This is a genomic window from Paenibacillus sp. UMB4589-SE434 (assembly GCF_030226685.1).
Classification (GTDB): domain Bacteria; phylum Bacillota; class Bacilli; order Paenibacillales; family Paenibacillaceae; genus Paenibacillus_B.
The window spans coordinates 80,611-105,445 of record NZ_JASOYK010000003.1 but is presented as its reverse complement, the minus strand read 5'-3'; the positions used below and the strand labels follow the sequence as shown (position 1 = coordinate 105,445).

Genomic DNA, 24,835 nt, shown 5'->3' with positions numbered 1-24,835 from the left:
ATACATTATGATACATTTAAACTACGACAAATAATGACGTAATTAGGTGATGTAAATGAATAACCGAAGATTAATGATCATGCGGTTATTAGATTCCAGGAAAAAATGTACGGCCCGTGAACTAGCTGAACGTTTCCAAGTCTCAATACGTACCATTCAGCGTGATCTGGATTATTTACAACAGATCGGAGTTCCTCTCTATACCGAGGTAGGGGTAAATGGGGGGTACCGTGTTCTGCCGAACAGAATATTGCCGCCTCTTCAACTTAATCAGCAGGAAGCGCTTGGTCTGTATATGATGCTTGAATACTTGGAACAGGTACCCGATTTCCCATATGGATCGATCCGTGCACAGTTAGCAGAGCATTATTTTGTAAGCTTACCTCGTGACGTACAAGATATGATTATTCGTATGAGGCAGCACATTACGTTCCTTCAGCATCACTCTGTACAACAAGAAACCGAACCCTTAACAACCCAAATATTAGGTGCTGCAGTAGAAAAGACAGCTATTGAGTTTATGTATGCAGCGCGCAGCGGGATGAAGTTGGTTCGTGTGTATCCCCTTGGCATTTATTATGAGAATGGATATTGGTATATGCCTGCTAAAAAGCAGGAACGAATATTGCTTTATCGGGTAGATCGAATGAAGCAGTTGAACGTTTTGGATCAATCTAATAATGAACTGCCAACACTTAAAGAGTGGTTGATCTCAAATGATGAAAGGGAGAGTGTCGAAGTGGTACTGCGGTTTACTGATTTTGGAGAAAGGCTTGCTGTTTCAGATCCTCTATTTACTCACGTTCAGCACAAGGAATGGCGTGGACAAGTTTCTCCAGATGAGTTCCCATTTGTGGCACGGAGACTGCTCTCCTATGGCCCCGAAGTGAAGGTCATCACCCCTCCACAGTTACAAACATTGATAGTGGAGATGTTGGAGCTTAATTTAGGCCAGTATAAATATTAAGGAAAAAACCATCTCATTATTTCAGATCCACATTAAACCATCCTATCTACTTTTTTTGGATTTTAAACAAAAAACGCCGATTGCACATCAGCGTTTTTTGTTCCATTAATTATATTATGCTGCACAGTTCGAAGCTCAAACTGATCAACCTCGACCATAGCTTACATATTACTAATAGATCCTGTTCTATCGTTTATGACTTTCACTTTGTTGTTTACGTTTATGATAATTTCCTGCCCAGGCTGGCCGTCCAGATTCGCGAACTCTTTAACCGTCCAAGCAAAGGAATCTATTCTGTAATCGCGAGTTGCACCACTTCGATCATCTACAATTCGAATTCTGTCTACAAGGTTCAGAATTACTTCTGCCCCAGGCTGACCGTTTGTATCCACAGCATCGATAATCGCCCAAGTTCCATTGTTCGTCTCAAATTGTTTTGTGGCTCCTGTAAGATCACTAATAATGATCAGCTTAGAGCCTGCATTCAACACAAATTCGTCCCCTGGCTGACCATTCGTATCTGCTATCTTCGCTAATGCCCATGTCACATTAGGCATCTTATAGTCCCGAACTGAGCTGGTTCTATCTGTAATGACACGTACAGCGTCGCCAATATTCAACACTACCTCTGCACCCGGCTGATTATTGGTTTCCGCTGTATTAACAACAGCCCAACTCCGATTCCCGGCAACTGGGTACTTCGTTGTACGATTGTCACGATCATGAATGATGACCGCATCCCCTCCGGCTTTTACGATAATTTCTTTACCTGGCAAGCCATCCGTATCCTCTACCTTAGCAACCGCCCACACCGTATTACCAAATGTGTAGGTACGAGTCCCTCCCCTATGATCACCAATCTCAAGTTGTCCCCCGTTCCGATAGACCATCTGCATCGTTCCGTCACCACGTAAATCGTACGTGCCTAAGTACGTACCTGAGGCGGCATTGGCTTGAGAGGAAGTCCATGGAGTCATCCCTAACAGCATAACAGCGCTTACAAGAATAGAAAGAGTCTTCTTCATGTGCATCACCTTTCCTTCGCTTGTATTGGTTGGCCACACGGTGTAATACATTGGCGCTCTTCTATATCCATTATATGACATTAATTAACCATTGGTCTATATGTCATTTTAATATAATAGCGTGTTTCCCTTGCATTTCCTTTGTATTTCACCGTTTCGTAAAAATCAAAAAAGCTATTTATGCCATAGAAAAACAACCGTCCCCTCTCTATAAAGGGAAACGGTCGCGTGATTAACACCATGATTCTTCCCGGATACAGTGATTCAACATCCTTTACTCACTTACGAAGAAGGAGGGGGGATATTATATTTTGTCTCTTATGATATGTCCTTGATCAAACTCTATCTCTACAAATCCCGCCATAGAATGCGGCAGATAGTCAATCTTATGATCGCTGCCTATCACTATAATGTTTCGCATCTCATTCTCGCCCCCACCTGGCAGTAAGAATGCTTTCGTGAAGGCATACGTTTCACACAAAGTTGTATGCATCGCCTCCATATATTTATCCTTCTTCGCTTTTCCCATCAGATTCATAATGAGCGCACCACTGGACTGGAGCTTCTCTTTGGTTAAATTAAAAAATTGCAAGGTGGTTAGATGATGCGGTGTTCCCTCTTTGGTGAAAGCATCCAAAACAATGTAATCATACGAATGGGGTGCTTGCTTGCCCAGAATGGAGCGACCATCCCCAATGACAACATTGGTCTGATTGTAATTAAAATAATCCCGACTGATTTGCAAGACCTTCTCATCCAATTCCACAACCGTAACTTGTTTGTCAGCCCAATAGCTAGGAATGGTCCCGATTCCATGTCCGATCATAAACAAGCTTTCAAATGACGGATGGTTATACTCCATCAAATGGATAATTGCTCGTGGGTATTCCAGCACGATTCGTTTGGGATCTTTAAGGTCTATTGCGCCTTGAACGGCATGATCCGAAAATTGCATGAATCTGAATTTACCCATTTCACCATATAATTGATTCGCTTCACACACGGTAATCTCTTGATACAAACTGAGTTGTTTTGTTAATTGATGCAAATTAAACAATCTCCTTAATCTGATAATAACAGGCATTATGTTACACGCCAGTCATCCTACTTATCTATAGTTAGAACCGGCAATCGTCTTCTACTGTTCCAATTCAATTGGTGAATAGGAGCTGCGATAGATGTGCTTCGGCCAACCTCAGTCACCTGTCCAGCTCGTTACCAACCTACCCTGCTTCTCATCCCAGCGCCAACGACTATCTGACCCGAGCAAATGTACGCCTCCATACCATTCATCTATTCCATTTATGCGTACACGATCCTTTTTCCCCGCCAGCACTTCCTTACCCAGTTCGGTTAACTTCACTTGACAATGTTGAAAGGATGGCGGATTGTTCCTATAATCTGGAAGACCAGCTCCCCCTTCGATATACAGCAGCGGTTGTGCTCTTTGCGACAAGCCTGCCAAGTGCCGCCAATATTGCAGATCCCCCAATCCAAGCCCATGAAGTGTGTTCCCTATTCGCTGGAACAGATCCATGGGAGAGCTTACACCGCTGCGGACCAACTCCAGCGTCGTCTGCTCGACGATGCCAAGGCCGTTAAAGGTGGATGGCAGCCGTGATAAATGAAGTCGAAATGCATCACGCACAAAGGGCAGCGCTGCCGTCTGCTCCCCTTTAAGCAGTGCGTATAACTGATCTGGTTCAGATGAACAATACGCCTCCCATACCTTCGTGCCTGTCTCCAACTCTGCTTGGCCAATAGCTTGCCAAGTACCAGATAAGGTTTTCATTTGATCAGCAGACAGCTGTCCCAACCCCCTAAAGAGCTGAATACCGGGATATGCCCCAATACATAATAAGCTGAGCTTGGTATTTCCGAGCGGTCTTTTGGCAAACCAATGCAGCAAGTAGCAAAGCATCGTCTGGTCAAATAAATCATGCTCAAACCAGAGCACGATCTCATCATACTTGTGATAGTTGGCCAATTGGTTCTCCTGTGCCTCACTTCCGCGGATGAATTCCAATCTGGGAATTCCCAGCGCTTGTTCTAAATAGCCCGCGCGCACTGAGCGATTCGGATATGTCGTGGGATCCACAAATACAGGACCTTCCGGATACACCTCCCTCCAGACTAGAATATCTCCCTGTACGACGCCTTGGCGCAGCGTTTCTGCAACGTGATCTCCATTCACAATATGAAGCATTCGGGTTCCTCCTTCGTAAAGATGATGAAATACGGACACAAAATCAGCTATGGGCAGCGTTCCTTTTAGTTTGCTGCGCGCATCAAACAATCTCTTCTTGAGCGTAGCTGCAGGTGTATTCAAATAAACGGATATTTCCTGTAACGAATAACCATGAAAATAAAATAACTGAACGGCAATACGCATGTTAGATGATAACTGCGCTACACCTGCATACAATTGCTGCAGCATTGCTCTTTGTTCTGCGATATCTGCTACGTCCGGCACCTGCTCCGCCACTTGAATGTTGTCATCAATCGGTACTTGGAGCCGCTTTTTTCGGCATTGACGATGGCATTGACGGATCACGATTGTCTTAAACCATCCGGGAAAAGCAGCCGGTTCTCGTAATTTATCTAAATGAAGGTATGCTTCCGTAAACGCTTCTTGTACCGCATCCTCCGCCAAGTACGAATCACGCAGCTTATCATAAGCAATGGCATAAGCCATGGCGGAATAATGCGACATGACATGCTCAAATGCTGCCCTGTTTCCTTGTCGCGCCTCATCAATCCACTGCAACACGTCCTTTGTCGCCTCCTTTCGTTCGTCCTCTATAATAGTGCCACCTTTGGCACAAAAGGTTACACGAGTATTTCAAGTTATTTCATTTCAAATGGTTGAACCTCTCATCATAATCGAACGCTAGATATAACAGGAGATACCTAGTCTTAACTGTTCCAATCAACTAGCCTCCCTAAAATAATAAACAGAAATAGAAGGAATTTGGGAAATGAAATTGAATACCTCATAGTATTACGTATCATACATTTGGAGGTCCTATCTTTGTTACTTTACTTTTGATATGTATCAACTGCCTAATGACCCCATATTTATTAGGAGCTGATATGTGATGAGATATGAGAATTCACTCGATGGTATTTCTACTGATATGTTAAAGGGCTTTTTCGTGGATTGGCCTAATCCTCCCAGTCCGCAAACCCATCTTAGATTGTTAAAGAACAGCAGCCACGCCATTATTGCCATTGATGATCATACAGATCAAGTTGTTGGATTTATTACGGCGATAAGCGATGGAGTTTTATCTGCTTACATTCCATTCCTTGAAGTTATACCCGAGTACAAAAATAAAGGCATAGGTACGGAATTAGTCACTCGAATGCTAAAAGAACTGGATGACATATATATGATTGATCTATGTTGTGACGATGACGTAGTCCCTTATTATGACAAGGTAGGAATGACAAGGACAAATGGTATGATTGTAAGGAATTACAACAGGCAAGCTGGAAATTAGAAACATATAAGCCAAAAACGCTTGGAAATCTTCCAAGCGTTTTTAATACAACTAATGAACATAAATTCAACTGAGATATCAACTTGGATATGATGTGATCTGAACTATTAAACATTAGACTGCGCCGTCTTTGACAAGACGATCAGCAGTTATTTTTTTGGCGTCAAAGCATACAATCTTAATCACAATACAGGCGAGCGCCAGTCCAATAAAGATGAATCCACTCCAGATCGCCCCCCTCACCCCTGCCATAGCAATAAACCATCCACCTGCAGTTGAACCGATCGACACGCCCAAATTAATAAAAGCAATATACAATCCTGTGGCAAACTCCGGTGCTTCCTGTGCCTCTGAGGTCAACCAGATCTGTGTTACAATCAGAGAGCTTGTATGGGCAGCACCCCAGAATAGCATGATCAAAATAACGAGAATCAAAGCAGAACTAGCTGCATAAAGGAATAGGAATGCCCCCGCCAGTGCAATCGGATGGAGAACTACCGTCCGCACCCGATTTAAGCCGATCCATTTACCTGCTAACAAATTACCCGCAACACCCCCGACACCAAATACAACCAGCATAACACTCAGTTCTTCCCCACTCATCCCAAATACCTGCTCTAAGTATTCAGCAGCATAACTGTACACCGAAAACATCGCAGCAAATATAAAGGTAGCTGCACCTATGTTTAACCAAAGCGGTACTTTGCGGAGAATGCTAAGCTGCTTGCCATAAGATACTTTCTCGCTCATAGGCGATTGTGGAAGCATAAGCGCAATTCCGATGCCAGCAGCAAGGTTCACTACGGCGCAAAATATAAAGGAGGCTTCAAACGAAACCTGCACGGCCATATATGTCGTGATTGGCACACCTAGCACCATGCCCATACTCGTACCAACAAAAGCTTTGGCCGAGGCTCGTGCAGCCTGCCCCTTCGGATACAGCGATACCGCTGCTACAAATGCCAGTGAGAAATACACGGGATGGAACATGGCAGGAACGATCCGAAGCACCATTAATGTCCCAAAATGAGTGGCAAAAGCTGAGCATAGACTGCTTGCTGCAAATATTAGCAAAGAAAGGATCATTATCTTTTTGCGATTAAACGAAGAAAGAAGAAGCACCATAGCTGGCCCAAAGAGAGCTATGACGAATGCAAACAGGCCAACAAGCATACCCGCTTCTGAAGTACTGACATGGTATCTTTCCGTAACAAATGGAATAACGCCCACAATGCCAAATTCAATTGTATACAGACCAAACAAACCAAGGGCAATAAAAAACAATGGATTTGCAAATCTATTGTTCGAATCCAATTCTCGTATCTTTCGTGCTGCCACTATAGGCCACTCCTTCCACATACGGTCTGCACACAGCGCCTAAACCGATTAATATCGCATGCAGGTTCTTGTCTGTTCCATACGTTATCCACTTATACCGTCATACACGGCTTGGCATAAATCAATCGTGAATTGTCCTGACATGCCTTCTAAAGCCGTATTAGTAAATGCCACTACGCTTAGCTTGCGCTGAGGATCGACGAACCACGAATGTCCATAAGTGCCACCCATGCGCCAGGTGCCTGGTGATTCCGGTGTATTTGCTGCGACGGGGTCCTTCAGCACCGTGATGCCGAGTCCGAAGCCGCGACCTGGCCAATAGGCCATTGGCAAGTCACCGATCTGGTTCTTCGTCAGTTCCCGCACAAGCGCTTCCGGCAGCAGCGGCGCTCCGCCCTGACGCAGCGTTTCCAGCAGGCGCATAAAATCACCTGCGCTGCCTACCATGCCAGCACCGCCAGATGGGAAGGCGGTGTGATCAAGCGCACGGCGAGGATCAAGCCGGAAGCCGGCCGTACCCTCGAGGAAAGCAATACGATCCGCGTCGCCTAGCCGTCTAGGCTCCGGAACGTCATTGGCATATGCGACAGCCAGCCGGGCCGGGTCGCTTGCCACAAAGCCTGTATCGCGTAAACCAAGAGGATCGGTTACTAATGTGCGCACGGCTTCGCCAAGCGAAAGCCCTGTCACTTTCTCTATCACAGCACCGAGTACATCTGTTGCAATGGAATACTTCCATTCTGTTCCTGGTGTGTAGAGGAGTGGAGTCGAGGCAATACGATACAAATTTTCCTCCAGTGTCCACTCAACAAGATCCATCCCATCTGAGACCTCTGCATGATGATATGAACCGTTCTCTTCTTGAAAGAAACGATAGGTCAATCCCGCAGTGTGCGTCATCAACTGACGAATCGTAATAGCCGGAATAGTACCGTCCTGCAGCTTCGGCTGAAACAGAGGCAGCCAGTGATCCACATGATCGTCGAGTTTCAGTTGGCCTTGTGCCACCAGAACAAGAGCCGCCGTTGATACGATCGGCTTAGAAACCGAGGCAAGCCGGAACAATGCATTTTCCTCCATTGGGCGCTTGCGCTCGCGATCTGCCAGCCCCGCAGCTCTGCTATATACAAGCGCACCATCTATTGCCACTTGAATGACGGTACCGATCAAACGTTTGTCCGTAATGGTACGATCGGTTACTTCATCGATTAACCTTGCTAAATTGTGCATAGTTTTTGGTGTTTTATTCAACATCCTTCATCCTCTCTCCATCATTAAAGCGTTGACCGCTTTACGATCATGAGTTAATTATATAAATGTTGTTCGCTTGCTTACATAAGCCGACTAAGTTAAATTAACCTTGTAACATTAAAAATCAAGTTAGTTTTATGTATATTGCTTAAATATAAAGGAGCCGATCACGATGGACCACGTTGATAAACAAATCCTCTCTCATCTGCAAAGCCAAGCTAGAATGTCCATGACCGAACTTGGCAAAAATGTGGGATTATCTCAGCCGGCAGTTACGGAACGAGTGAGAAGAATGGAAGAGCGAGGCATCATTACCGAGTACCGTACAATCGTGTCTCCGGAAAAAATCGGGAAACATGCTGCTGCTTACATGCTGGTTCGAACGCGAGAATGCCATCCCTTCCTTGACTTTTGCCGCTCAAACCCTGATGTGGTCGAATGTTACCGCATAAGTGGTGAGCATAATTACTTGTTAAAGGTCATAAGCAGCTCTACGCAATCCCTGGAGGAATTCGGCAATCAATGTGACAAGTATGGAACATATACGATTCTTATCGTGATGTCTGCTCCGATTGATCACAAGTTTTTAATTCCTACGATTCCAGACAACAGTTTCAATTTGCTGGACTAGTATCCTCGTTATGCAGTAGGCAGCACAAAAAGGAATCCGGCATTGGAGCCGGATTCCTGCGACAGCTAGTTGGATATTCAATTATTTCTATCTTACTTTTTAGACTATTAATAAGATAAACGTTTAACGCACATAAATTTGATGGACGCTGTCTTCCTTTCAACAGTTATTACAAATCTAGTCCAAATCGCTTTAACTCAATAAAAATCCCTTCTAAGCGCTTGCCTTTCTCCGTTAATGTGTACTCCACACGCGGCGGAACTTCTGGAAACACTTCTCTTATAACTACCCCATGCTCCTCTAATTCTTTTAGACGCAATGAGAGTGTCTTCGGGCTGATTCCATCCATGGATCTGAGTAGATCGCTAAATCGCATCGTTCCCTCTATAAGCAAATCACGGATAATTAAAAATGTCCATTTTGTTCCAATCACATCAAGTGTTTTAGCAATCGGGCATTGCTGACCGGGCGTCCCTTTAGTCAAAGTAACTTGTCCTTCGTCACTCATCAGAGTTCCTCATTTCTTTTGCAACTTCATTTATCCAAGTGTAACACAATAGTATCTTAATGGAAACTATATGATATAAATATCACTACTTCCCAAAGTATATTAACTACCCATATACTATACTCACCCACTACACAAGGAGCTGATCCAGTTGAGAAATATACTTATTATTAACGGTCATCAGAAATATCGCTCATCAGAAGGCAAGTTAAACCGTACCTTGTTTGAACACATGGCAAGTTTCTTAAGCAAACACAATCAGGTGCAAACGACTGTGATTCAGGAAGGTTACCATATCGACGAGGAACAGCAGAAGTTTCTATGGGCTGATGTCGTCATTTATCAAACCCCAATCTATTGGTTCAGTGTCCCAGGCCTATTAAAAACATACATGGATGAGGTATATGCTTACGGTTCATTCTTCAAAGGTGCGGATCAATACGGCAGAGGCGGCATGTTAACGGATAAAAAATATATGCTGTCCACAACCTGGAATGCTCCTGAGGCAGCATTTAACGATTCTGCTCAATTCTTTAATGGAAGCAGTCTGGATGAAGCGTTAAGCCATCTGCATCGTATTCATAGCTTTCTTGGCATGTCACCTGTCGAGAGCTTCACTTGTTTTGACGTCATCAAAAACCCTCAAATTGATACGTTTATTACTAATCTTAAACAGCATTTGCAAGCGACACTCGGATAACTAATGAACCGATAACTATATAACATTTAGGAGGAATTAACATGTTACAAGGTCAAAAAGTAGTCATCATCGGCGGCAGCTCCGGTATCGGATATGAAACAGCTAAGCAAGTTATCGCTCAAGGTGGAGAAGTGATTATCGCCAGCCGTTCCGATCAAAAATTAAAAGCGGCTCAAGCTCAATTAGGCCCTCAAGCAACAGCCTTAACTGTTGATACAACACATGAGGAACAAGTACAAGCTTTCTTTAATCAAGTAGGCCATTTCGACCACCTTGTGGTAACCGCGGCAGAAACATCAGGCGGTCCGTTCCTTCATACGGATACCTCTCAGTCCAGACAACTGTTTGAAAATAAATTCTGGGGTCAATATTACGCAGCTAAATATGCTGCACCTCACATTCGCCCTGACGGTTCGATTACCTTGTTCTCTGGTGTAGTCGCCTACAAATCAATGGTGGGCTCCTCAGCACTTGGTGCTGTTAATGCTGCCGTGTCAAATCTGGGCCAGACCCTGGCTTTAGAATTGGCTCCACTTCGGGTCAATGTTGTATCTCCGGGTATCATTGATACGCCTGCACGCAGCAAAATGTCGGAAGAAGCTCGCAGTCAATTTTATGCGACGCTTGGCAGTAAGCTGCCCGTGAACCGTGTCGGCCGTGCGGAAGACGTTGCACAAAGTGTACTTTATCTGCTGCAAAATAGCTTTGTAACCGGCACGGTACTTCATGTCGAAGGCGGCCATATCTTGATCTAAGCCAGCCGGACTGGGAAAAACACACTTCTAAAAATGCTAACAGCCGTTAATCCCAGAGGGATTAGCGGCTGTTGGTTAAGATCCCGAATAGCAAATTGCTGTGCGTAATAAAGAATCTCTTCCGGGTTATGCACGACATCGATCATTACTCCTTATCTTTCTTTCACAGGGTCGCTTTTATAATTATTGAAGTACCACTCTTCTACCCTATTGTTATGATCACACTTTCTTAGAAAGTCCATAATGAAAGAAACATCTAAGCGTTAGATATAGGGGGTATAGAACACCATCAAATTTCACCCTAATTGGTGTGAAGCAACCTCAATATTTTTTTATGTTTGGAATCGTACTCGAATTGTTCCTCGTCATCTTCCGCCTCTTGACATTTCTTTTCGATCGCATCGATAAGTGAGCACATATCCAAACTAGCTGCTTCTGGCACTGAAGCAAATTCCAATGCAGTCACCCATAATGGTAATGTAGTCCTGTCTCTATATATTCTTTGACACTCCCATCACAATTCCTTTAATGAAGAAAACACTGCATGCGCGGAGATGCTAGAATCAGAACAACATTTGCGTTGTTCACACCACTTGAAGTACACAAAAAAAAGCAAGCCCCATATAACAGGAGCTCACTTTTTCACAAATAAAATTAGTTATAAAAATTGTTTATTTCATCAATAGTTGCTTTGAAACGATCATTAGTTTGTACGGCATTTCCATTTCGATCAACCGTACCTTTGGCACCTAAATAGAAGCTGAAATATTTATCATCGTCTTCTAAACGCTTAAATTTATCGGTCGTATCCTGATATCTTTTCTTGTAGCTGGAAGACTCAAAATACTTGCGGTCAATCTCCATTTGAATCCCAACCGTCGTATAACCTAGATGTTTCTTGGCAACTAATTCACCATTGTATCCATAGATCTTATCCGCCTTTACACTGTCATAGATCGGATCTAAATTTTCAGGTGCACTTTCGAAATAATGATGTGGTTGGATGTACACGCGGTCAAAAATTTCCGTCTCATCAACCATATAAGCAATCGTCTCTACAACCCTTGTGTTGTTGTCTCCATAACCGAAATAAGGCGCCCACACCAATGATCTTGCGCCTTTCATCTCAGCACTGTCATTGATGTATTTTGCAATCTTCTCCAGTAGTTTTACTTGCGGCTGGTTTTTAATTTGGGAGTAACGGTAGTCTTTACTGCCGAAGTAATAGATTGCTTCATTGGGATAATAGAAACCCGCTACCGTGCCCCAATTTGATCCCAGTTTGTTTTTCATTTCATTCATATAGTCCACATATTTGTCGAATAACCGATCTACCTCAGTGTCACGTATGATCTTGTCATGTACAGGAAGCGGAAGAACAGCTCGGTAGGAACTATTAGCGTCTGTAATCGTATCAACGGTTTGATCCACGTACTTAATCAATTTACGATCCTCATAGTTGTCTATCGTATTTTGAAAGCCACTGCTAATAATAAATCGTTTGACCGTATCAAATCGAGTGAGATCATTGGTATCATACGGCGCATAATACGTATTATTATCAAAATAACCACTATACAAAAATGCAGCATTTTTAGCGGAAAGAGAACTACTAGCCCGGCTCTCCATTTCCTCACGTTCTTCTTTGGCTGCATGGGCTTCTATGCCACCAAACAAGCCTGAAAACAAACTAAGTGTCAACATCACTGTCAGCATCATGGAAAACCATGTCTTACCTGATCGATTTGAAATTCTTGTATTCATAGCTTCGACTCCTTTGTAAAATAATGATTTGCGATTCACCGATGTCTGTATGGATGAAAGGCATACATTAAGCTTACTAGGATTAGCCCAAGCGTAATACTAGACACGAATGACATCATTCGGTGGTATGATGACAGAATCTTACTCTATTTATGCTTTTCCCCCTATTGCTTGATACGACTAGGCGTGACTCCCCAATATTTGCGAAAAATTTTTGTGAAGTAACTGACGTCTCGATACCCAATCATCGAGGCCGCATCATATACTTTAGCTCCGTCCATCAATGCAGATTTGGCCCGCTCCATCTTTCGCTCCAATACGTATGCTGAAAAAGAAACCCCTGTTTCTTGCTTAAATAACCGACTTAAGTAAGAAGAATTGACATAGAATCGGTCAGCAACAGTATGCAGCGTATAATCTTGCTCTAAATCAGAATCCAGCAAGTCCATTATGTCCTGTACCGTTTTGTGAACAGCCTTTTTGCCGTGGCACAACGAATAGGATACAATCTGGTTTACCGAATGCTGCAGTACCTGGTACATTTGTTCAGGAGTAGTCAACAGCTTCAAGTCATGAAGATACTTAAAGTCTGAACCCACCACTTCCTGTACGGACCAGCCGTGCTTGCGTATAAATAAGGTCAGTATCCCTGTAATATACATGAGCTGCTCCATGATCACCTCATAAGATGCCTTTGACGCATGTAAATTCGCCCACATATCGGCTATCGCTTGCATTGCTAACTCCCCGTCTGCCGCATTCAAGGCCATCTCAAGGCGCTTATCCGCTTGTTGGGGTGCGCTTGCTTCAGCACCTGCATGAATATCTGGTTCTACGTAAGGGATCGCAATGCCTCCTCCATAAAGAATTCGATGCTGCAATGCCTTGGAAGCTTGAACGTATAAGGGGTACAATTCATGAAGGCGCCCGACTTGAGCACTAATCCCCGCGCTGACAGAAACCTGCAGACACTGGGTGATGTGGCTAAGCAGCTTCTCGATCGTGGTATGAACATGCAATAGCTCTTGGCGCACGTCCTCGTTTCCCTCGATTTTGGCTATTGCGACAATACAATCCTGCTTATCTTTGCACAAGTAATATGTGGCAGCCGGCAGCATTTCTTTAATGAGATACATAAACTGGTCTGAAGACATCCGTTCACCCGGCTCATGTCGCTCCATCAGGTCTATATCCAGAATGATTAACGCATAAGAGGCATTTACATCGATATCCAGCTTTAACGATTCCTTAAACGCTGCTATCTCTTCTTGAATGTAATGGCCGTATGTCAGGTTCTCATAGAAATGCTGGTTTAATACCGGCAAAAATTGCGTCCATCTCTGCTCCAGCCATACACGGTTGCTCCGCTCTATGAATTCGTTGTGCACACGATGTGCCGCATCCATCACAGCCTGTAGAATGGACATTTCGCCTGCCGGCTTCAGCAAATATTTAAATACCCCCAACTCAATTGCGGTCTGGGCATAATTAAAGTTGTCATGGCCGCTTAATATAATGAGCTTGATATGAGGATATTGACAACCGACCAGACGCGCCAGGGCAAGTCCATCCATTCCAGGCATCTGGATGTCCATCAGCATTATATCTGGCTGCTTTCGCTTGATTTGCAGCAGAGCCTCCTCTCCGTTACGTGCCGTCCCTATCATGTCGATACTGTGCTTGTCCCACGACATGCGGGCTAAATTATCCAATAATCGAATTTCGTCCTCCACAATAAGCAGCTTCATATAACGCGCTCCTGATCAAATGAATATTCGTGGCCAGCTGATATGGACGTCTTGCCTGCAGGATTAAGGGGAAGCATCATCGTCACCTTGGTGCCCATCCCCCACTCGCTAGTACATATAAGCCGTGCCTCTTTGCCATAATACATTTTCATGCGTGAGCATACATTACGAAGTCCGTATAAACCCGTATCGGATGCTTTCAAATAAGATAATGGGCTGACCTCATCCGCAATCTCTTGTAAAGCTTGATGGATATGTTGAAGTCTATCTGCTTGTATGCCACTCCCGTTGTCATGCACGGACAGGATCAGGAGTCCCCCCTGAACATAGCCGGACACGATCAACATCCCTCCGCTTCTCTTTTTCTCGAGTCCATGTATAACGGCATTTTCAACTAAGGGCTGCAGGAGCAGCTTTAATACAGGAATCGACTTGCATGCTTCTTGAACCTTGTACTTCACTTGGAAACTGTCCAAGAATCTCACCTGCTGTATCCGAATATAATAATCGAGATGCTCGATCGTTTCAGCAACTGTAAACGTATCTTTGCCTTTATGCAGACTTAGTCTGAAAAATTGAGACAAATTCAGCACCATCTCGCTGATTTCCTCTGCCTCGTAATTTTGCGCCGTCCAGTATATGGAATCCAATGTGTTATACAAGAAATGTGGATTAATCTGCGATTGCAGAAATGAAAGCTCCGTTTGTACGATCCGCAGCTGCTGCTCGTAATGATCTTGAATGAGATGCTTTTGATGTGAGGCCATTCGATTATATGCATGCATGAGGTATCCAAACTCATCTTTTCTCCTGGTCCTCAATCGAATATCGTAATGGCCCCCAATAAGACTTTTCATGGCATCCGTTAGCTGCCATAAAGGAGCAGCGATGCGATTGTAGATCCCCCACGAAATAAACAAAGCCAGCAGCAGACTGCTTATAATAATTAAGTACGTATACTGACGCATCGTCTTTGTTTCCTCGTAAATCTCCTCGTAGGGCAGCATCACTTCTAAAGTCCATGCATACTGTGGGGAATCAACACTCACTTTCAGCCTCTCCAGCTCTGTGATCGCGGTATCCTTCTGAATCTTTTCTGGAGCTGCAGCTATTGTATGGCCCTCTCTATTTCTTAATACAACGCTAGTATGCTCAGACGTTAGCAAAGGCTTAAGAATCGCGGCAAGCTTATTTTTGTGCAGGGTCATTATGATTAGGCTTGGTGCCTCCCCGCTCTGAGACAGATCTAATAATCGTGAAAAGGAAAGGGTATCTGCTGCAATTAATTGGTCAGCTGACCATCTGTTTTCTTTCTTATGTTCAGGCATCAAAACGGTTGTTCGTTGACTAGATTGCGCCACTAGTCCTGCTATCCACGCCTGCTCCGCTGCTTCATCTACGCGCCGTCCACCGAACTTTGTCGAAATAATCGTATTTGTCTCTGCATGGTATATCGTAATTTGGGAGACCACTTGACTTACAGCCGTAATATTGCCAAGCTCTCTAAGAAGTTCGCTATATTTTACAATTGTTAGCGGTGACAATTCCGTCTCTTGAATCGCCATCATGTCTAGTACTTTCGCATTTGTAGCAATCAGATTCGATAACACATCCACATGCTGTACGGTCAGCTCCAAATTGTTCATTACCGACTCGAGCTTGTGCATATTCTGCTCGTTTGCTTGCTTAACAATAATTTGATTGGCCCGATTATTGACGTATAGGCTTACCATGACTAGAGGGAGGAGCACGAGAAGGAAATAAGCGGTGAGGCGTACATGTGAGTTCTGAAGAAACTTATTATATGCATAGGCGAACATCTTCATTGCTGAACCCTCTGCGGCACGGTTTTATACCAAGCATTTACCTCTTTTGTAATTTGGCTGCCGCCGTACATCCCCCATCGCCCTACATAAGCATCAAAAGATTCGATTGGCTCCACTCCAACAATGATGTTAATAAAATCATACTGCATTTCATTTAATGCATTCCATTTTTTCTGCATGGTAGGCGTCGAGGGGCCCCAGAACAGATCACGAACAGCATGCTTTTCCACCCTTTGAATATTATCGTAAAGCTGATAATGCTTACCGTAAGAGTCCAGACGCATTTTTTGCAGCTTTGGATCGTGGACATTTACTAACGAAGAATAGATGCCCCTATATAGATGCTTGTCATGCTCTTTAAAATTGGTTATGATCTCACCGTTCTTTCGAGTCCATACTTGATGCTCGAACCCTAATATTAGGGTCTCTCTTCCCTTGCCTGCGATAAAATTCAGCAGCCGCATGACATCAGCCGCATGGTCACTTCCACGTGTAATGACTTGGTAGCCATGAACGAGCCTTGATCCTTCCACACCCTGTTTACCATTCTTACCGACCGGATAATCTAGTGAAACCCAGCGGGCTTTCGGGTCCTTTTTAATATTATTGGCGATCGCTCCGCGTGTATCATACCAGGCACCAGCGAACAACCCGATTTTACCGTGTTCAATGTTCGCCAACATCGTCTGTCTTGTGTGGAGCGGGAAGTAAGGATCGATCCATTTCTCTTGGTACAGCTCCTTAAAAAAAGACAGTGCTTCTTTCATCTCAGGTAGTGTGTTGGCAAATACAAGTTCGCCATTTCTTTCCGTCCACTGGTTCAGTTGGATGCCAAATGCACCAAACAATGGAGAAGTGTACTGCAAGCCAGCCAACATGGATAACCCGTAAGTATCATGCTTGCCATTGCCATCCGGATCATTAGTCGTAAACGCCTTAATGACCCGCTTATAATCATTAAGCGTTACGGGACGTGGCAGCTTCAACTTGTCCAGCCAATCCTGCCTTACATACATAAGTTCATTTCCATTAACGAGATAACTGCTGGGGATTGCATAAATGTGCCCGTCAAATGTAACCTGGTCCCAAGCCTCTTGCGGGATAACACGCTTTAAATCAGGTCCGTATTTTTCAATCCAATCCTCAAGCGGCATTAACTTATTTTGCTGAACGTAAGTAGATAGCCGAACTTTAGAATAAATACTAAGCATATCCGGAAGATTCGTATCCGATGAAATTAAGGTGTGAAGCGTATCCTCATAACTTGTTACAGGTGGCATATAAACATCGATTTTTAACCCCGTTTGCTCTTCGATATAGGTCAAATAGGGATTATGATTTTCATCCAAACCGTCTGGATAAGTAAAGCTTAGACTATTAATAACAATAGAAACGGGATGCTGATCATGCGAAGTTTTGTTAGAGGGAACTCCCGTAAAGATCGGGGTAAACTTAGGGAAAAATGCAACAAATAAACCGATAAACACAACCAGATAAATACTGATAAATAGGTAGTTTGTCTCTCTACGAATCCGTACCACCGTAAAGATCACCCTTCCATTTTTGTACAGAATTAATTACAACCGCCTCCTTATGGTTCTTATATGTGCCATCTTGGGTTGAACTTTATGAGTCAATTCCTCTATAATCTGATTCCTAAAAAATTAGGATAGGCAGACTTTTGTCCTATCAGACATACTATCAAAGTATAATACATTTTAGTAAGCGCATACAATATTGTTTGACCTTTGTTCAAATCTGCTTTACGTTTGCCCATACAAACTAAAAAAGAGATACTCTGCGTCTTGGCAGGCAGTCTCTTCTTGGCCGTATCCCATAATATTCAACATGTTCATAAAGATTAAGCTTGACCAACCTCTCATTTATCATGAGCTGACGTTTGAAACAACATTTCCCATTCCTGCAGCTGCTCAATAATCCCTCTTAGCTTCTCTCCCCTTTCTGTTAACTCATATTCTACCCGAGGTGGAATCCGGGTTAGGCATAGTGATTTATGATACCGGCCATCTCCTTGAGCGCTACTAGTGAAATGATGATACTATAATACTATGATTTAGTGATCAATTGATTTATATATGCTCATAACTTTGAAGGGGGATTCCCAATGAAATCCGATTTCGATTTTGTCTTGCTTAAGCAAGAGATTAAAGATGCAGCGGTGCAGGCCTTCAGTGAGATTTATAACAATAACCCGCACAATCCCATCATCAGCTTTGCGCTATACAGCGATGAAGGTGCCATGACAGTGTGTCCGTCCATGAATACGATCCAGCATTTGAATCATGCAGTTAAAGAAGAACCCGACCAGGCACTCTATTACAAGTACGAGCCTGCGGAATGGGCATTTGAAGCACAGGGAGCAGACCAAGCATTTGAAAGCATCTGCACAAAACTAAGGAACTATATTTTAAATGCAGAAGAATCTGATGATGATAATGACGCCAGCTTCGTTTCGTTCAGAGATACTTTATATGATACATGTATCGAAGTGCTAGAAGAATTGGTCCGTGCCAACTTCTTTTCTAATATTTCCAAGAACGACATTATCGTCCTATTCTCAGTTACAGACTATGAGTTTGATCGAAACTCTTCTTTAAAAATGATCAGCCGGCTAAACTCAGCCCCTGTCATAAAAGAGTACACCGCATGGTTGGAGGAATGGTGCGACTAGCACCTTTCCCCTCCTGTGCTGTGATCCACCCGAACGGAGCCATTTTTTAATATGATACTCTCCATTACATCTCTCTAGTCGGATTTCGTTTGCTTAACTTTGATGCTCCATGAACGATTAGATAAGAACAGCTGATGTTCGTCCTGTTTTATGAGCCATTAGAGATCATTTTAGCTGCACGATAACTAAGCGTATTCCCGCCTACTTTAAATACAACAATCCCCCCCACAATAACCAGAACTCCAATTAACTTATTAAAAGTAAAAGGAACCTTCTCTAAACCTAGCCAACCAAACGAGTCCCATAACAAAGCAGTTCCTAATTGTGAGGTCATCATAATGGAAACAGCATAAGTAGGCCCAAGCCGCTTTATCCCTTGTACCAGACAAGTCACAACGCCAACTCCGATAATGCCGCTGAACCAGTACCATAATTGCATATGGTCCAGTATAAATAGCTGTTGCCCTTCAAAGATAAGTCCCATCGTCATCGAGGCCAGGAAACCCATCCCTAACACCAGCGTTGTCGTTGTCCAAGTGCCCGCTTTTTCATTTACTTTGCTATTAAAAATATTTTGCAAGCCCACTAACGTGCCTGCCATACATGCTAATAACAAGCCTATTATCATAAAAAACCCTCTCATCTGCTATGGTGTGATCTCATCAGTTTATCTGATCTACGCCTTACGGACCTACTTCTTAAAAGCAAGCTTATTCATAAATATTATGATTAGCGAGTGCGCTTAATCCTCCTCGATCTTTGACTACGATCGTTCCTTTATGGCGTTCGATCAGACCTTCCTCGCAAAATTTGTGAATTATCCGATTCAGATGCCTGTAACTCGTCCCAATCAAATTAGCCGCATCCTTCAAACTGATAGGACTGATTTGCCCTGTTAATAATGGATCTGATTCATCAAAGGAAACAGACAATAAATAGCTGGCAATCCGAACTTCCACGGGATACATCAAATTAAAGCTTAAAGAATTGGATTTGATACAAAATTTCCGTGTAATGATCTCGAGTAACAGACGAAGCAGCGGTGCGTTGTCTTTTCCATATTTGCTAAGCCACCGCTGGTGAACCACAATAATATGGACTGGAGATACCGCCTCAACCGTATTTACAATGTCAGTTCCTCGTACATATTCAATATCCCCAATCACCTCTAATGGCTTCTTAAAGGAGAGGATAAGTGCTTTTCCTTCCGCTGAAGTCGTGTACACTTTTACTTTCCCTTTTACAAGCATGTATAGGTGTTGAGCTGGATCTCCTTGTGAACAGATCAATTCCCCTTGATGATAGCTGTACAGGGATAAGTTAGGTTCAACCTCTTCATTAAATATGGAATCAATCTGATAAGCCTGCAAGTAATGATGCAGCAGCTCACGATCCTTTATTTCTTTCACACACGACCTCCCCTTTCTCTCATCCGAGCTATTTACCGCTTATCGATTTATAATTTTAGTATGACAACACCAGCGATCATCATCCCGATCCCGATAAACTGTGGCAGTCGCATCTTTTGTTTTACGACACCAAACCATCCAGTACTATCCACAATAAAAGTTAAGCTTAATTGAGCAATCAAGAGCGCTGATATCATTAGGGTAACACCAATCTGATGGATAGCCGTGACATTGCTGAAAATAATAATCGCTGCGAAGGCCCCGCCTGACATATATAACGGCTTCACTTGCTTGAATTGGTGCCAACTTCCATCTCGGACAAACAGCAAGATAAGTAATGCTACCACAAAGCCCGTAAATTGAGTAATTGTTGCCGCTTGCCAAGTACCGATATCTTGGCTAATCCGCGAATTAGCTACTCCCTGCAGTGTAATAAAAGCACCTGCCAACAATCCAAATACAATTCCTTTCATGTTCCTTGCTCCTCCAATTGGATTTATTTCTTATTAAAAGATAAATCCAAGTATTTGGGAAAGGACATATGTCCTGAATTTCGTTTAAGCATACGCATTCATGATAAATTTGTATTGTTCATAAAATTCTACTTATTCTCGCATTACCCAATAGTACGATTATTTCCGTAAAAAAACTCTAGCATCGCTTTAACAGCAATGCTAGAGTTCAGAAGATTAAACTATAGTAGTTGAGCACAGTAAAGCCTGATCTTTGAAAATAATTGAACTATTAGAGCCGATGATTCCCTATTAAGTCGCACCTACCGGAAATGTTCCACATGTTCTTGAAGAAATGCATCCAGCGTACGCGGATCTCTGCCTATTATTTTCTTCACCGCACTTGTGGGCTTTTCCGGCAGCGCCACAGACATCGCTTGAATTTCGACCACATGGTTGGCAAGCCAAGGCGGCAACTGACCCAGTTCGATTAGATCCGTGCGGTGTTTTTCAGGCGAAAGGTTCATGTAACGAATAGGGCGGTCAAGCAGAGCCGTCAATCGGTCCGCAACTTCGGGGTAGCTGAACACCTCCGAACCAGTGAGCGTGTGAATTTGTCCTGCCCACTCTTTTTTTGTTAATACTTGGGCAGCAACGTCGGCAATATCTCGACAATCAATAAAGTTGCAGGCTGCATTCCCCATTGATCCAAAGAACATATTGGCAGCCTTTACTGTAGATGCCTGCCTTAATAAGTTTTGCATAAATGCATAGGGCCGCAGTATCGTATGCGTAATACCTGATTCGTACAAGACCCATTCAATTTCTTGATGCCACCTTGCTACCTCCACCGGTGCGCTGAGATCATACGCCGGGCTTGATATTTTCACAATATGATTGATTCCCATCTCTTTGGCGATACGTATAACTGAAGTCTCCAATTCAATCTGCTTCGGGCTGTTGGACATGGCAAGGAATAACTGACTGCCCCCTGCAAAAGCGCTTCGCATCGATTGTGGATCAGAGGCATCCATAGCAGCTACCTCAATCAAAGACTGATCCAGCTCCTCAGCCAACTTTCCGAGACGGGCTACAAGCTTCTCAGGTTCTCTGCTTAGAGCTCGTACAGGAACTCCGAACTGTGTTAAACGACGTAACAATGCGTTTCCTATTGTCCCTGTTGCACCAACGATAATAATCATTTTTGTTTCTCTCCTTTAGATGATTTTGTGCAGACTGTGGAATGCCATCGCCAAGTTACACTCACACACGCTATCGTAGTAGATAACGGGAAATCAATGCCAACTCGGCTAAACCAGACTATGTAGCTGTTCGGCCACCACAAGTCATGCAGCATGGTTGTTACTTCAGCTGCAACTAACCCAAATCCGGCGCCAAACAATGCAAAAGCTCCAACTGCCACAACATGCGGCGCCTTTACAAGCCACCGTTTATGGATCCCTCGGTTTTGCAGCCAGAAGCCAACCATCAAAGCTACGAATGCGGACATCCCCCCAATAGAAGACAATGCTCCTATCTGGAGCCCTTTGTCACCGGTGATCAACCCGCCGATGCCTGCCATAATCGCAGGGGCAGCATAAGCCATAATCACTTCGCGCCATAACACAAACTGCTGAGAGGAGCCTGCTTCCACTCTCCTGTTATTTTCTGAAAAGCTTGGGTAAGACATTCGTGATCTTCTCCTTCCTTGTCCATGATGATTCAGCTTCAATATAATTAGGAACCTAACTATATAGGGGTAAAAAGGAGCTAGATTCACTAGCCCATTTTACACTTACTGATGTGCGGTAATGGAATTATCGCCCTTAATCGGTCAGCGACGAGATCCCATGTGTAACCCTGCCTAACAGATCTAGAAACACACTGCGCTCCTCTACGCTTAGCAAGCCAACCATCGCTTCCATCCTGGCAAAGTGCTCTTGTGCCATGTCTTGCAGCTTCTTCGCTCCCTGCTCTGTCAAAACAACCGAACGTTGACGACCATCAACAGAACTGGCTCGACGGGATACAAGTCCGTCCCGCTCCAAAATATCGATAAGCCCCGTTACAGTAGCCCTTGTAACGCCAAGATGCTCCGCTAATTGCGAAGGCAGCTCCTCCCCTGCGTTATCCTCAAGGTCCGCCAGCAAACGATATCTGCCCGTCGATAAACCAAATTTGGAGAAATGGACTTCTGCCGCATGTCCAAGCTTTGTTCCCGCTGCCATTAGTCTGGCTGCCACAAGTATAGCCTGTGCATCTACGTCCAAATCGTAACGTTCGATCTGACGCTTTAATTGGACAAGCGAAGGAATTGCTTCATACTCATTTGGAATATTATGTTCACTAGTCATATATATAATATGGTACCTAACTACTTCGTTGTCAACCCTTATTTTTCTTTTACATACGAAAAAGATTAGATTATTCATAATAGATAACCTAAAAAGGGTGCTTCAATGTTAAATTGAAGCACCCTTTTCCAGGAATCAGATTAGCATACAAGCAGCTAGAGTGTCTCAGTCGCCTGTCTTACTAAGCTTAGCAATTGATCCATATCTACTTCATGCCCTTGCCTGATTTTGATCGTTTTTCGCTCTGGAGGCCCCTCAAACAATCCCTCTGGGAGAATGAGCCCCGTTGCGTTAAAAATGGTAAAGCTCACTGCATCCTTCGACGTCGAGATTACAGCCACGTATTTCCCATTTTTCAGAAAATGAGGCTTTTTATATTGGATACGTTCCAATGCATCTGGTAATGCTTGATGAACAACATCACGTAGCCGAACTGCTAACTCCTTTTGCCAAGGTTCTTTAATTGCTGCTATAAAATCGACTACTTCCGGATTCTGGGTCATTGTTCATGCTCCTTTTTAGTTTATGTAATTTTCCCCCTATTTCACCTACTAATAAAAAATATCTTTAGTATTGTTGAGGCTCGATTAGACTTTTAGAACAGAGTGATATTGATCTGAAAATAATGACCACACATTTCCTATGTCTATTAGTTATCACTTTATACTTGCGTATCTGCAACCATAGAACCACAGTACTCGCAAATAGCGGTTGTGTTTGGTAGTGTCAAGCTGTTTTGAGCACCGCAGCTAGAACAGACAATCATTTTCATAGGTTGTGTAGCACTTGCTTCTGTCACGTCTGCCGCTGAACTTACTCGCTGTGCTTTACCATCATCTGAGTCTACACGTTCACCCCTTTCCGATTGAATTGAACTCCCGGTTGCTTCCGTAAACGATTCATTTTGCTGAATGGCGCGACGCGCTTCCGACTTCCTGTCCAGCTTCGCACCTGCCCCGACCAGCAGCGCACCCGGCATAAAAAATAAAATAAAAAACAGAATAAGCAGATCAATCCTGGCATTCTGCTCTGACCAAGTTGAAAATACGGCCAGCAGCACCCCTCCATAAAACAACAGGAGTACTCCTCCGAATACACGCATCAGATTACTAATTCTGAAGATTTTCATTAGCCTTTTCAATTTCGATTCTCCCCCGACTCTATTTTAGTGTCATCAGTTGATCGTTGCGGAGCTGAATCGAGTTCGATAACTCCTGAATCATACCGCGCAGTTCATCTGCGGAATAAAGAGTATGCTGATCACGCACAGCTGAGCGCACTCCCTCTTCCAAACGAACGGCTTTTTCCATCAGGTGTGCCTCCTCCAGTACCATAGTTGAATGAGAGATTGGATCACTATATTGGGCTTGCTCATCCAACTTATTAACCAATGCCAATAGTTGATCCCGTTCCGGATGCTCCCAGCGCTCAAGCTCCAATCGTGCCCCATGCACAACCATTTGTAGTTTCTTCATTGAATGCTGACGCTTTCGCTCATCTTTCTCCTGACGGCCAACAAAAGTTTGGATCATGCCTAGCAACAAGGCCAATATGAACGCTACAGCAAAGGTAACCAAATGAATCCAAAAATAAACTTTAGAGGGTACGTCTAGGATCAGCCAAAACAATATAATATGAACTAAGACAGCCACGTTATAGAAAAATAATATCATACCGATAGACAAATAATTCGGGAATGCAGCCTTGAAATCAGGTCCACTGCTTAGCAGCTTGAAGGTGAACGTACAGCTAACCAATTCTGCCGTTACTAGTGAAACTAGTGACAACCACCATGATAAGTCACGAAAATCGACCTTACTGAAGGCCACAAACAACGTAATTGTGACTGATATAAGGGTCAAAAAAATAACCGATGTTATCCATTTGACGCTCGTATTACGTTTCAATACCT

The 24,835-nt window shown here is 43.6% G+C and carries 28 protein-coding genes; 6 read left to right on the top strand and 22 right to left on the bottom strand.

Annotated elements, in window-relative coordinates:
• The first annotated feature begins 55 nt into the window (after positions 1-55).
• Positions 56-967, top strand: a complete 912-nt coding sequence (locus QP775_RS13125; protein ID WP_285106595.1) for a helix-turn-helix transcriptional regulator — start codon at positions 56-58, stop codon at positions 965-967.
• A 161-nt stretch (positions 968-1,128) separates the two neighbouring features.
• Here the strand turns inward: QP775_RS13125 and QP775_RS13120 are convergent, their stop codons facing one another.
• The 3 genes from QP775_RS13120 to QP775_RS13110 all read right to left on the bottom strand — a co-directional run bounded on the left by QP775_RS13120 (position 1,129) and on the right by QP775_RS13110 (position 4,762).
• Positions 1,129-2,043 (bottom strand): PA5033 family protein, encoded by a 915-nt coding sequence (locus QP775_RS13120; RefSeq protein WP_285106593.1) that lies wholly within the window; start codon positions 2,041-2,043, stop codon positions 1,129-1,131.
• A gap of 253 nt (positions 2,044-2,296) precedes the next feature.
• Positions 2,297-3,040 (bottom strand): spermidine synthase, encoded by a 744-nt coding sequence (locus tag QP775_RS13115; protein WP_239330612.1) that lies wholly within the window; start codon positions 3,038-3,040, stop codon positions 2,297-2,299.
• A 147-nt stretch (positions 3,041-3,187) separates the two neighbouring features.
• Positions 3,188-4,762: a sigma-70 family RNA polymerase sigma factor gene (locus QP775_RS13110; protein WP_239330615.1), complete on the bottom strand. Its 1,575-nt coding sequence runs from the start codon at positions 4,760-4,762 to the stop codon at positions 3,188-3,190.
• Positions 4,763-5,090: 328 nt separating this feature from the next.
• Here QP775_RS13110 and QP775_RS13105 point away from each other — a divergent pair, with 328 nt between their 5' ends.
• The gene (locus QP775_RS13105; protein WP_239330618.1) at positions 5,091-5,495 is read left to right on the top strand and encodes a GNAT family N-acetyltransferase; all 405 of its coding nucleotides are present in this window, start codon (positions 5,091-5,093) and stop codon (positions 5,493-5,495) included.
• Positions 5,496-5,609: 114 nt separating this feature from the next.
• Here the strand turns inward: QP775_RS13105 and QP775_RS13100 are convergent, their stop codons facing one another.
• Together QP775_RS13100 and QP775_RS13095 are read right to left on the bottom strand one after the other, a co-directional pair.
• Complete coding sequence (locus QP775_RS13100) at positions 5,610-6,833, bottom strand: MFS transporter (RefSeq protein ID WP_239330621.1); 1,224 nt, start codon at positions 6,831-6,833, stop codon at positions 5,610-5,612.
• An 84-nt stretch (positions 6,834-6,917) separates the two neighbouring features.
• Complete coding sequence (locus tag QP775_RS13095) at positions 6,918-8,063, bottom strand: serine hydrolase domain-containing protein (RefSeq protein WP_285106588.1); 1,146 nt, start codon at positions 8,061-8,063, stop codon at positions 6,918-6,920.
• A gap of 193 nt (positions 8,064-8,256) precedes the next feature.
• Between QP775_RS13095 and QP775_RS13090 the strand changes: the two genes are divergently transcribed.
• A complete protein-coding gene (locus QP775_RS13090) occupies positions 8,257-8,715 on the top strand; it encodes an Lrp/AsnC family transcriptional regulator (protein WP_239330627.1) in 459 nt (152 codons plus the stop codon).
• 169 nt (positions 8,716-8,884) lie between these two features.
• Here the strand turns inward: QP775_RS13090 and QP775_RS13085 are convergent, their stop codons facing one another.
• A complete protein-coding gene (locus QP775_RS13085; RefSeq protein ID WP_239330630.1) occupies positions 8,885-9,223 on the bottom strand; it encodes a winged helix-turn-helix transcriptional regulator in 339 nt (112 codons plus the stop codon).
• A gap of 151 nt (positions 9,224-9,374) precedes the next feature.
• Here QP775_RS13085 and QP775_RS13080 point away from each other — a divergent pair, with 151 nt between their 5' ends.
• On the top strand, positions 9,375-9,923 hold the full coding sequence (locus QP775_RS13080) for an NAD(P)H-dependent oxidoreductase (protein ID WP_239330633.1): 549 nt from the start codon (positions 9,375-9,377) through the stop codon (positions 9,921-9,923).
• 41 nt (positions 9,924-9,964) lie between these two features.
• Positions 9,965-10,678, top strand: a complete 714-nt coding sequence (locus QP775_RS13075; protein ID WP_239330636.1) for an SDR family oxidoreductase — start codon at positions 9,965-9,967, stop codon at positions 10,676-10,678.
• Here the strand turns inward: QP775_RS13075 and QP775_RS13070 are convergent.
• From QP775_RS13070 to QP775_RS25760, 7 genes are all read right to left on the bottom strand, one after another.
• Positions 10,675-10,824 carry a hypothetical protein gene (locus QP775_RS13070; protein WP_239330638.1) on the bottom strand — a complete coding sequence of 50 codons (150 nt, stop codon included), beginning with the start codon at positions 10,822-10,824 and terminating at the stop codon, positions 10,675-10,677. The two genes, QP775_RS13075 and QP775_RS13070, sit on opposite strands and share 4 nt — an antisense overlap.
• A gap of 155 nt (positions 10,825-10,979) precedes the next feature.
• The gene (locus QP775_RS13065) at positions 10,980-11,144 is read right to left on the bottom strand and encodes a hypothetical protein (protein WP_239330640.1); all 165 of its coding nucleotides are present in this window, start codon (positions 11,142-11,144) and stop codon (positions 10,980-10,982) included.
• Between the two features lie 188 nt (positions 11,145-11,332).
• Positions 11,333-12,442, bottom strand: a complete 1,110-nt coding sequence (locus QP775_RS13060; RefSeq protein WP_285106586.1) for a hypothetical protein — start codon at positions 12,440-12,442, stop codon at positions 11,333-11,335.
• A 164-nt stretch (positions 12,443-12,606) separates the two neighbouring features.
• Positions 12,607-14,190 (bottom strand): response regulator transcription factor, encoded by a 1,584-nt coding sequence (locus QP775_RS13055; protein ID WP_285106585.1) that lies wholly within the window; start codon positions 14,188-14,190, stop codon positions 12,607-12,609.
• A complete protein-coding gene (locus QP775_RS13050) occupies positions 14,187-15,836 on the bottom strand; it encodes a sensor histidine kinase (protein WP_285106584.1) in 1,650 nt (549 codons plus the stop codon). The genes QP775_RS13055 and QP775_RS13050 overlap by 4 nt, the downstream gene beginning before the upstream one ends.
• Before the next feature lie 176 nt (positions 15,837-16,012).
• Complete coding sequence (locus tag QP775_RS13045; protein ID WP_285106583.1) at positions 16,013-17,557, bottom strand: extracellular solute-binding protein; 1,545 nt, start codon at positions 17,555-17,557, stop codon at positions 16,013-16,015.
• Between the two features lie 338 nt (positions 17,558-17,895).
• Positions 17,896-18,009 (bottom strand): winged helix-turn-helix transcriptional regulator, encoded by a 114-nt coding sequence (locus tag QP775_RS25760; protein WP_350338975.1) that lies wholly within the window; start codon positions 18,007-18,009, stop codon positions 17,896-17,898.
• Between the two features lie 132 nt (positions 18,010-18,141).
• Here QP775_RS25760 and QP775_RS13040 point away from each other — a divergent pair, with 132 nt between their 5' ends.
• Positions 18,142-18,708, top strand: a complete 567-nt coding sequence (locus QP775_RS13040) for a DUF4303 domain-containing protein (RefSeq protein WP_239330650.1) — start codon at positions 18,142-18,144, stop codon at positions 18,706-18,708.
• A gap of 148 nt (positions 18,709-18,856) precedes the next feature.
• Here QP775_RS13040 and QP775_RS13035 read toward each other — a convergent pair whose 3' ends face one another.
• The 9 genes from QP775_RS13035 to QP775_RS12995 form a co-directional block, all read right to left on the bottom strand.
• A complete protein-coding gene (locus QP775_RS13035; protein ID WP_285106582.1) occupies positions 18,857-19,336 on the bottom strand; it encodes a DMT family transporter in 480 nt (159 codons plus the stop codon).
• An 82-nt stretch (positions 19,337-19,418) separates the two neighbouring features.
• Positions 19,419-20,117 (bottom strand): Crp/Fnr family transcriptional regulator, encoded by a 699-nt coding sequence (locus QP775_RS13030; RefSeq protein ID WP_239330655.1) that lies wholly within the window; start codon positions 20,115-20,117, stop codon positions 19,419-19,421.
• A 47-nt stretch (positions 20,118-20,164) separates the two neighbouring features.
• Positions 20,165-20,590 (bottom strand): DMT family transporter, encoded by a 426-nt coding sequence (locus tag QP775_RS13025; RefSeq protein WP_239330658.1) that lies wholly within the window; start codon positions 20,588-20,590, stop codon positions 20,165-20,167.
• Positions 20,591-20,892: 302 nt separating this feature from the next.
• Positions 20,893-21,771 carry an NmrA family NAD(P)-binding protein gene (locus tag QP775_RS13020; RefSeq protein WP_239330661.1) on the bottom strand — a complete coding sequence of 293 codons (879 nt, stop codon included), beginning with the start codon at positions 21,769-21,771 and terminating at the stop codon, positions 20,893-20,895.
• A complete protein-coding gene (locus QP775_RS13015) occupies positions 21,768-22,259 on the bottom strand; it encodes a hypothetical protein (RefSeq protein ID WP_285106581.1) in 492 nt (163 codons plus the stop codon). The genes QP775_RS13020 and QP775_RS13015 overlap by 4 nt, the downstream gene beginning before the upstream one ends.
• A 136-nt stretch (positions 22,260-22,395) precedes the next feature.
• Positions 22,396-22,923, bottom strand: a complete 528-nt coding sequence (locus QP775_RS13010) for a MarR family winged helix-turn-helix transcriptional regulator (protein ID WP_285106580.1) — start codon at positions 22,921-22,923, stop codon at positions 22,396-22,398.
• Between the two features lie 155 nt (positions 22,924-23,078).
• Positions 23,079-23,426 carry a DUF1801 domain-containing protein gene (locus tag QP775_RS13005; protein ID WP_285106579.1) on the bottom strand — a complete coding sequence of 116 codons (348 nt, stop codon included), beginning with the start codon at positions 23,424-23,426 and terminating at the stop codon, positions 23,079-23,081.
• A gap of 158 nt (positions 23,427-23,584) precedes the next feature.
• On the bottom strand, positions 23,585-24,025 hold the full coding sequence (locus tag QP775_RS13000) for a hypothetical protein (protein ID WP_285106578.1): 441 nt from the start codon (positions 24,023-24,025) through the stop codon (positions 23,585-23,587).
• A 58-nt stretch (positions 24,026-24,083) separates the two neighbouring features.
• Positions 24,084-24,830 (bottom strand): hypothetical protein, encoded by a 747-nt coding sequence (locus QP775_RS12995; RefSeq protein ID WP_285106577.1) that lies wholly within the window; start codon positions 24,828-24,830, stop codon positions 24,084-24,086.
• Between the last annotated feature and the right edge of the window lie 5 nt (positions 24,831-24,835).

Excerpts from the sequence above, each read along its gene's own strand:
- QP775_RS13040 (WP_239330650.1), top strand. The coding sequence starts at position 18,142 with ATGAAATCCGATTTCGATTTTGTCTTGCTTAAGCAAGAGATTAAAGAT.
- QP775_RS13055 (WP_285106585.1), bottom strand. The coding sequence starts at position 14,190 with ATGAAGCTGCTTATTGTGGAGGACGAAATTCGATTATTGGATAATTTA.
- QP775_RS13010 (WP_285106580.1), bottom strand. The coding sequence starts at position 22,923 with ATGACTAGTGAACATAATATTCCAAATGAGTATGAAGCAATTCCTTCG.
- QP775_RS13015 (WP_285106581.1), bottom strand. The coding sequence starts at position 22,259 with ATGTCTTACCCAAGCTTTTCAGAAAATAACAGGAGAGTGGAAGCAGGC.
- QP775_RS13120 (WP_285106593.1), bottom strand. The coding sequence starts at position 2,043 with ATGTATTACACCGTGTGGCCAACCAATACAAGCGAAGGAAAGGTGATG.
- QP775_RS13075 (WP_239330636.1), top strand. The coding sequence starts at position 9,965 with ATGTTACAAGGTCAAAAAGTAGTCATCATCGGCGGCAGCTCCGGTATC.
- QP775_RS13125 (WP_285106595.1), top strand. The coding sequence starts at position 56 with ATGAATAACCGAAGATTAATGATCATGCGGTTATTAGATTCCAGGAAA.
- QP775_RS13025 (WP_239330658.1), bottom strand. The coding sequence starts at position 20,590 with ATGAAAGGAATTGTATTTGGATTGTTGGCAGGTGCTTTTATTACACTG.
- QP775_RS13070 (WP_239330638.1), bottom strand. The coding sequence starts at position 10,824 with ATGATCGATGTCGTGCATAACCCGGAAGAGATTCTTTATTACGCACAG.
- QP775_RS13095 (WP_285106588.1), bottom strand. The coding sequence starts at position 8,063 with ATGCACAATTTAGCAAGGTTAATCGATGAAGTAACCGATCGTACCATT.
- QP775_RS13105 (WP_239330618.1), top strand. The coding sequence starts at position 5,091 with ATGAGATATGAGAATTCACTCGATGGTATTTCTACTGATATGTTAAAG.
- QP775_RS13005 (WP_285106579.1), bottom strand. The coding sequence starts at position 23,426 with ATGACCCAGAATCCGGAAGTAGTCGATTTTATAGCAGCAATTAAAGAA.
- QP775_RS13035 (WP_285106582.1), bottom strand. The coding sequence starts at position 19,336 with ATGATAATAGGCTTGTTATTAGCATGTATGGCAGGCACGTTAGTGGGC.
- QP775_RS13050 (WP_285106584.1), bottom strand. The coding sequence starts at position 15,836 with ATGAACAATTTGGAGCTGACCGTACAGCATGTGGATGTGTTATCGAAT.
- QP775_RS13020 (WP_239330661.1), bottom strand. The coding sequence starts at position 21,771 with ATGATTATTATCGTTGGTGCAACAGGGACAATAGGAAACGCATTGTTA.
- QP775_RS13060 (WP_285106586.1), bottom strand. The coding sequence starts at position 12,442 with ATGAATACAAGAATTTCAAATCGATCAGGTAAGACATGGTTTTCCATG.
- QP775_RS13085 (WP_239330630.1), bottom strand. The coding sequence starts at position 9,223 with ATGAGTGACGAAGGACAAGTTACTTTGACTAAAGGGACGCCCGGTCAG.
- QP775_RS13000 (WP_285106578.1), bottom strand. The coding sequence starts at position 24,025 with ATGCGTGTATTCGGAGGAGTACTCCTGTTGTTTTATGGAGGGGTGCTG.
- QP775_RS13090 (WP_239330627.1), top strand. The coding sequence starts at position 8,257 with ATGGACCACGTTGATAAACAAATCCTCTCTCATCTGCAAAGCCAAGCT.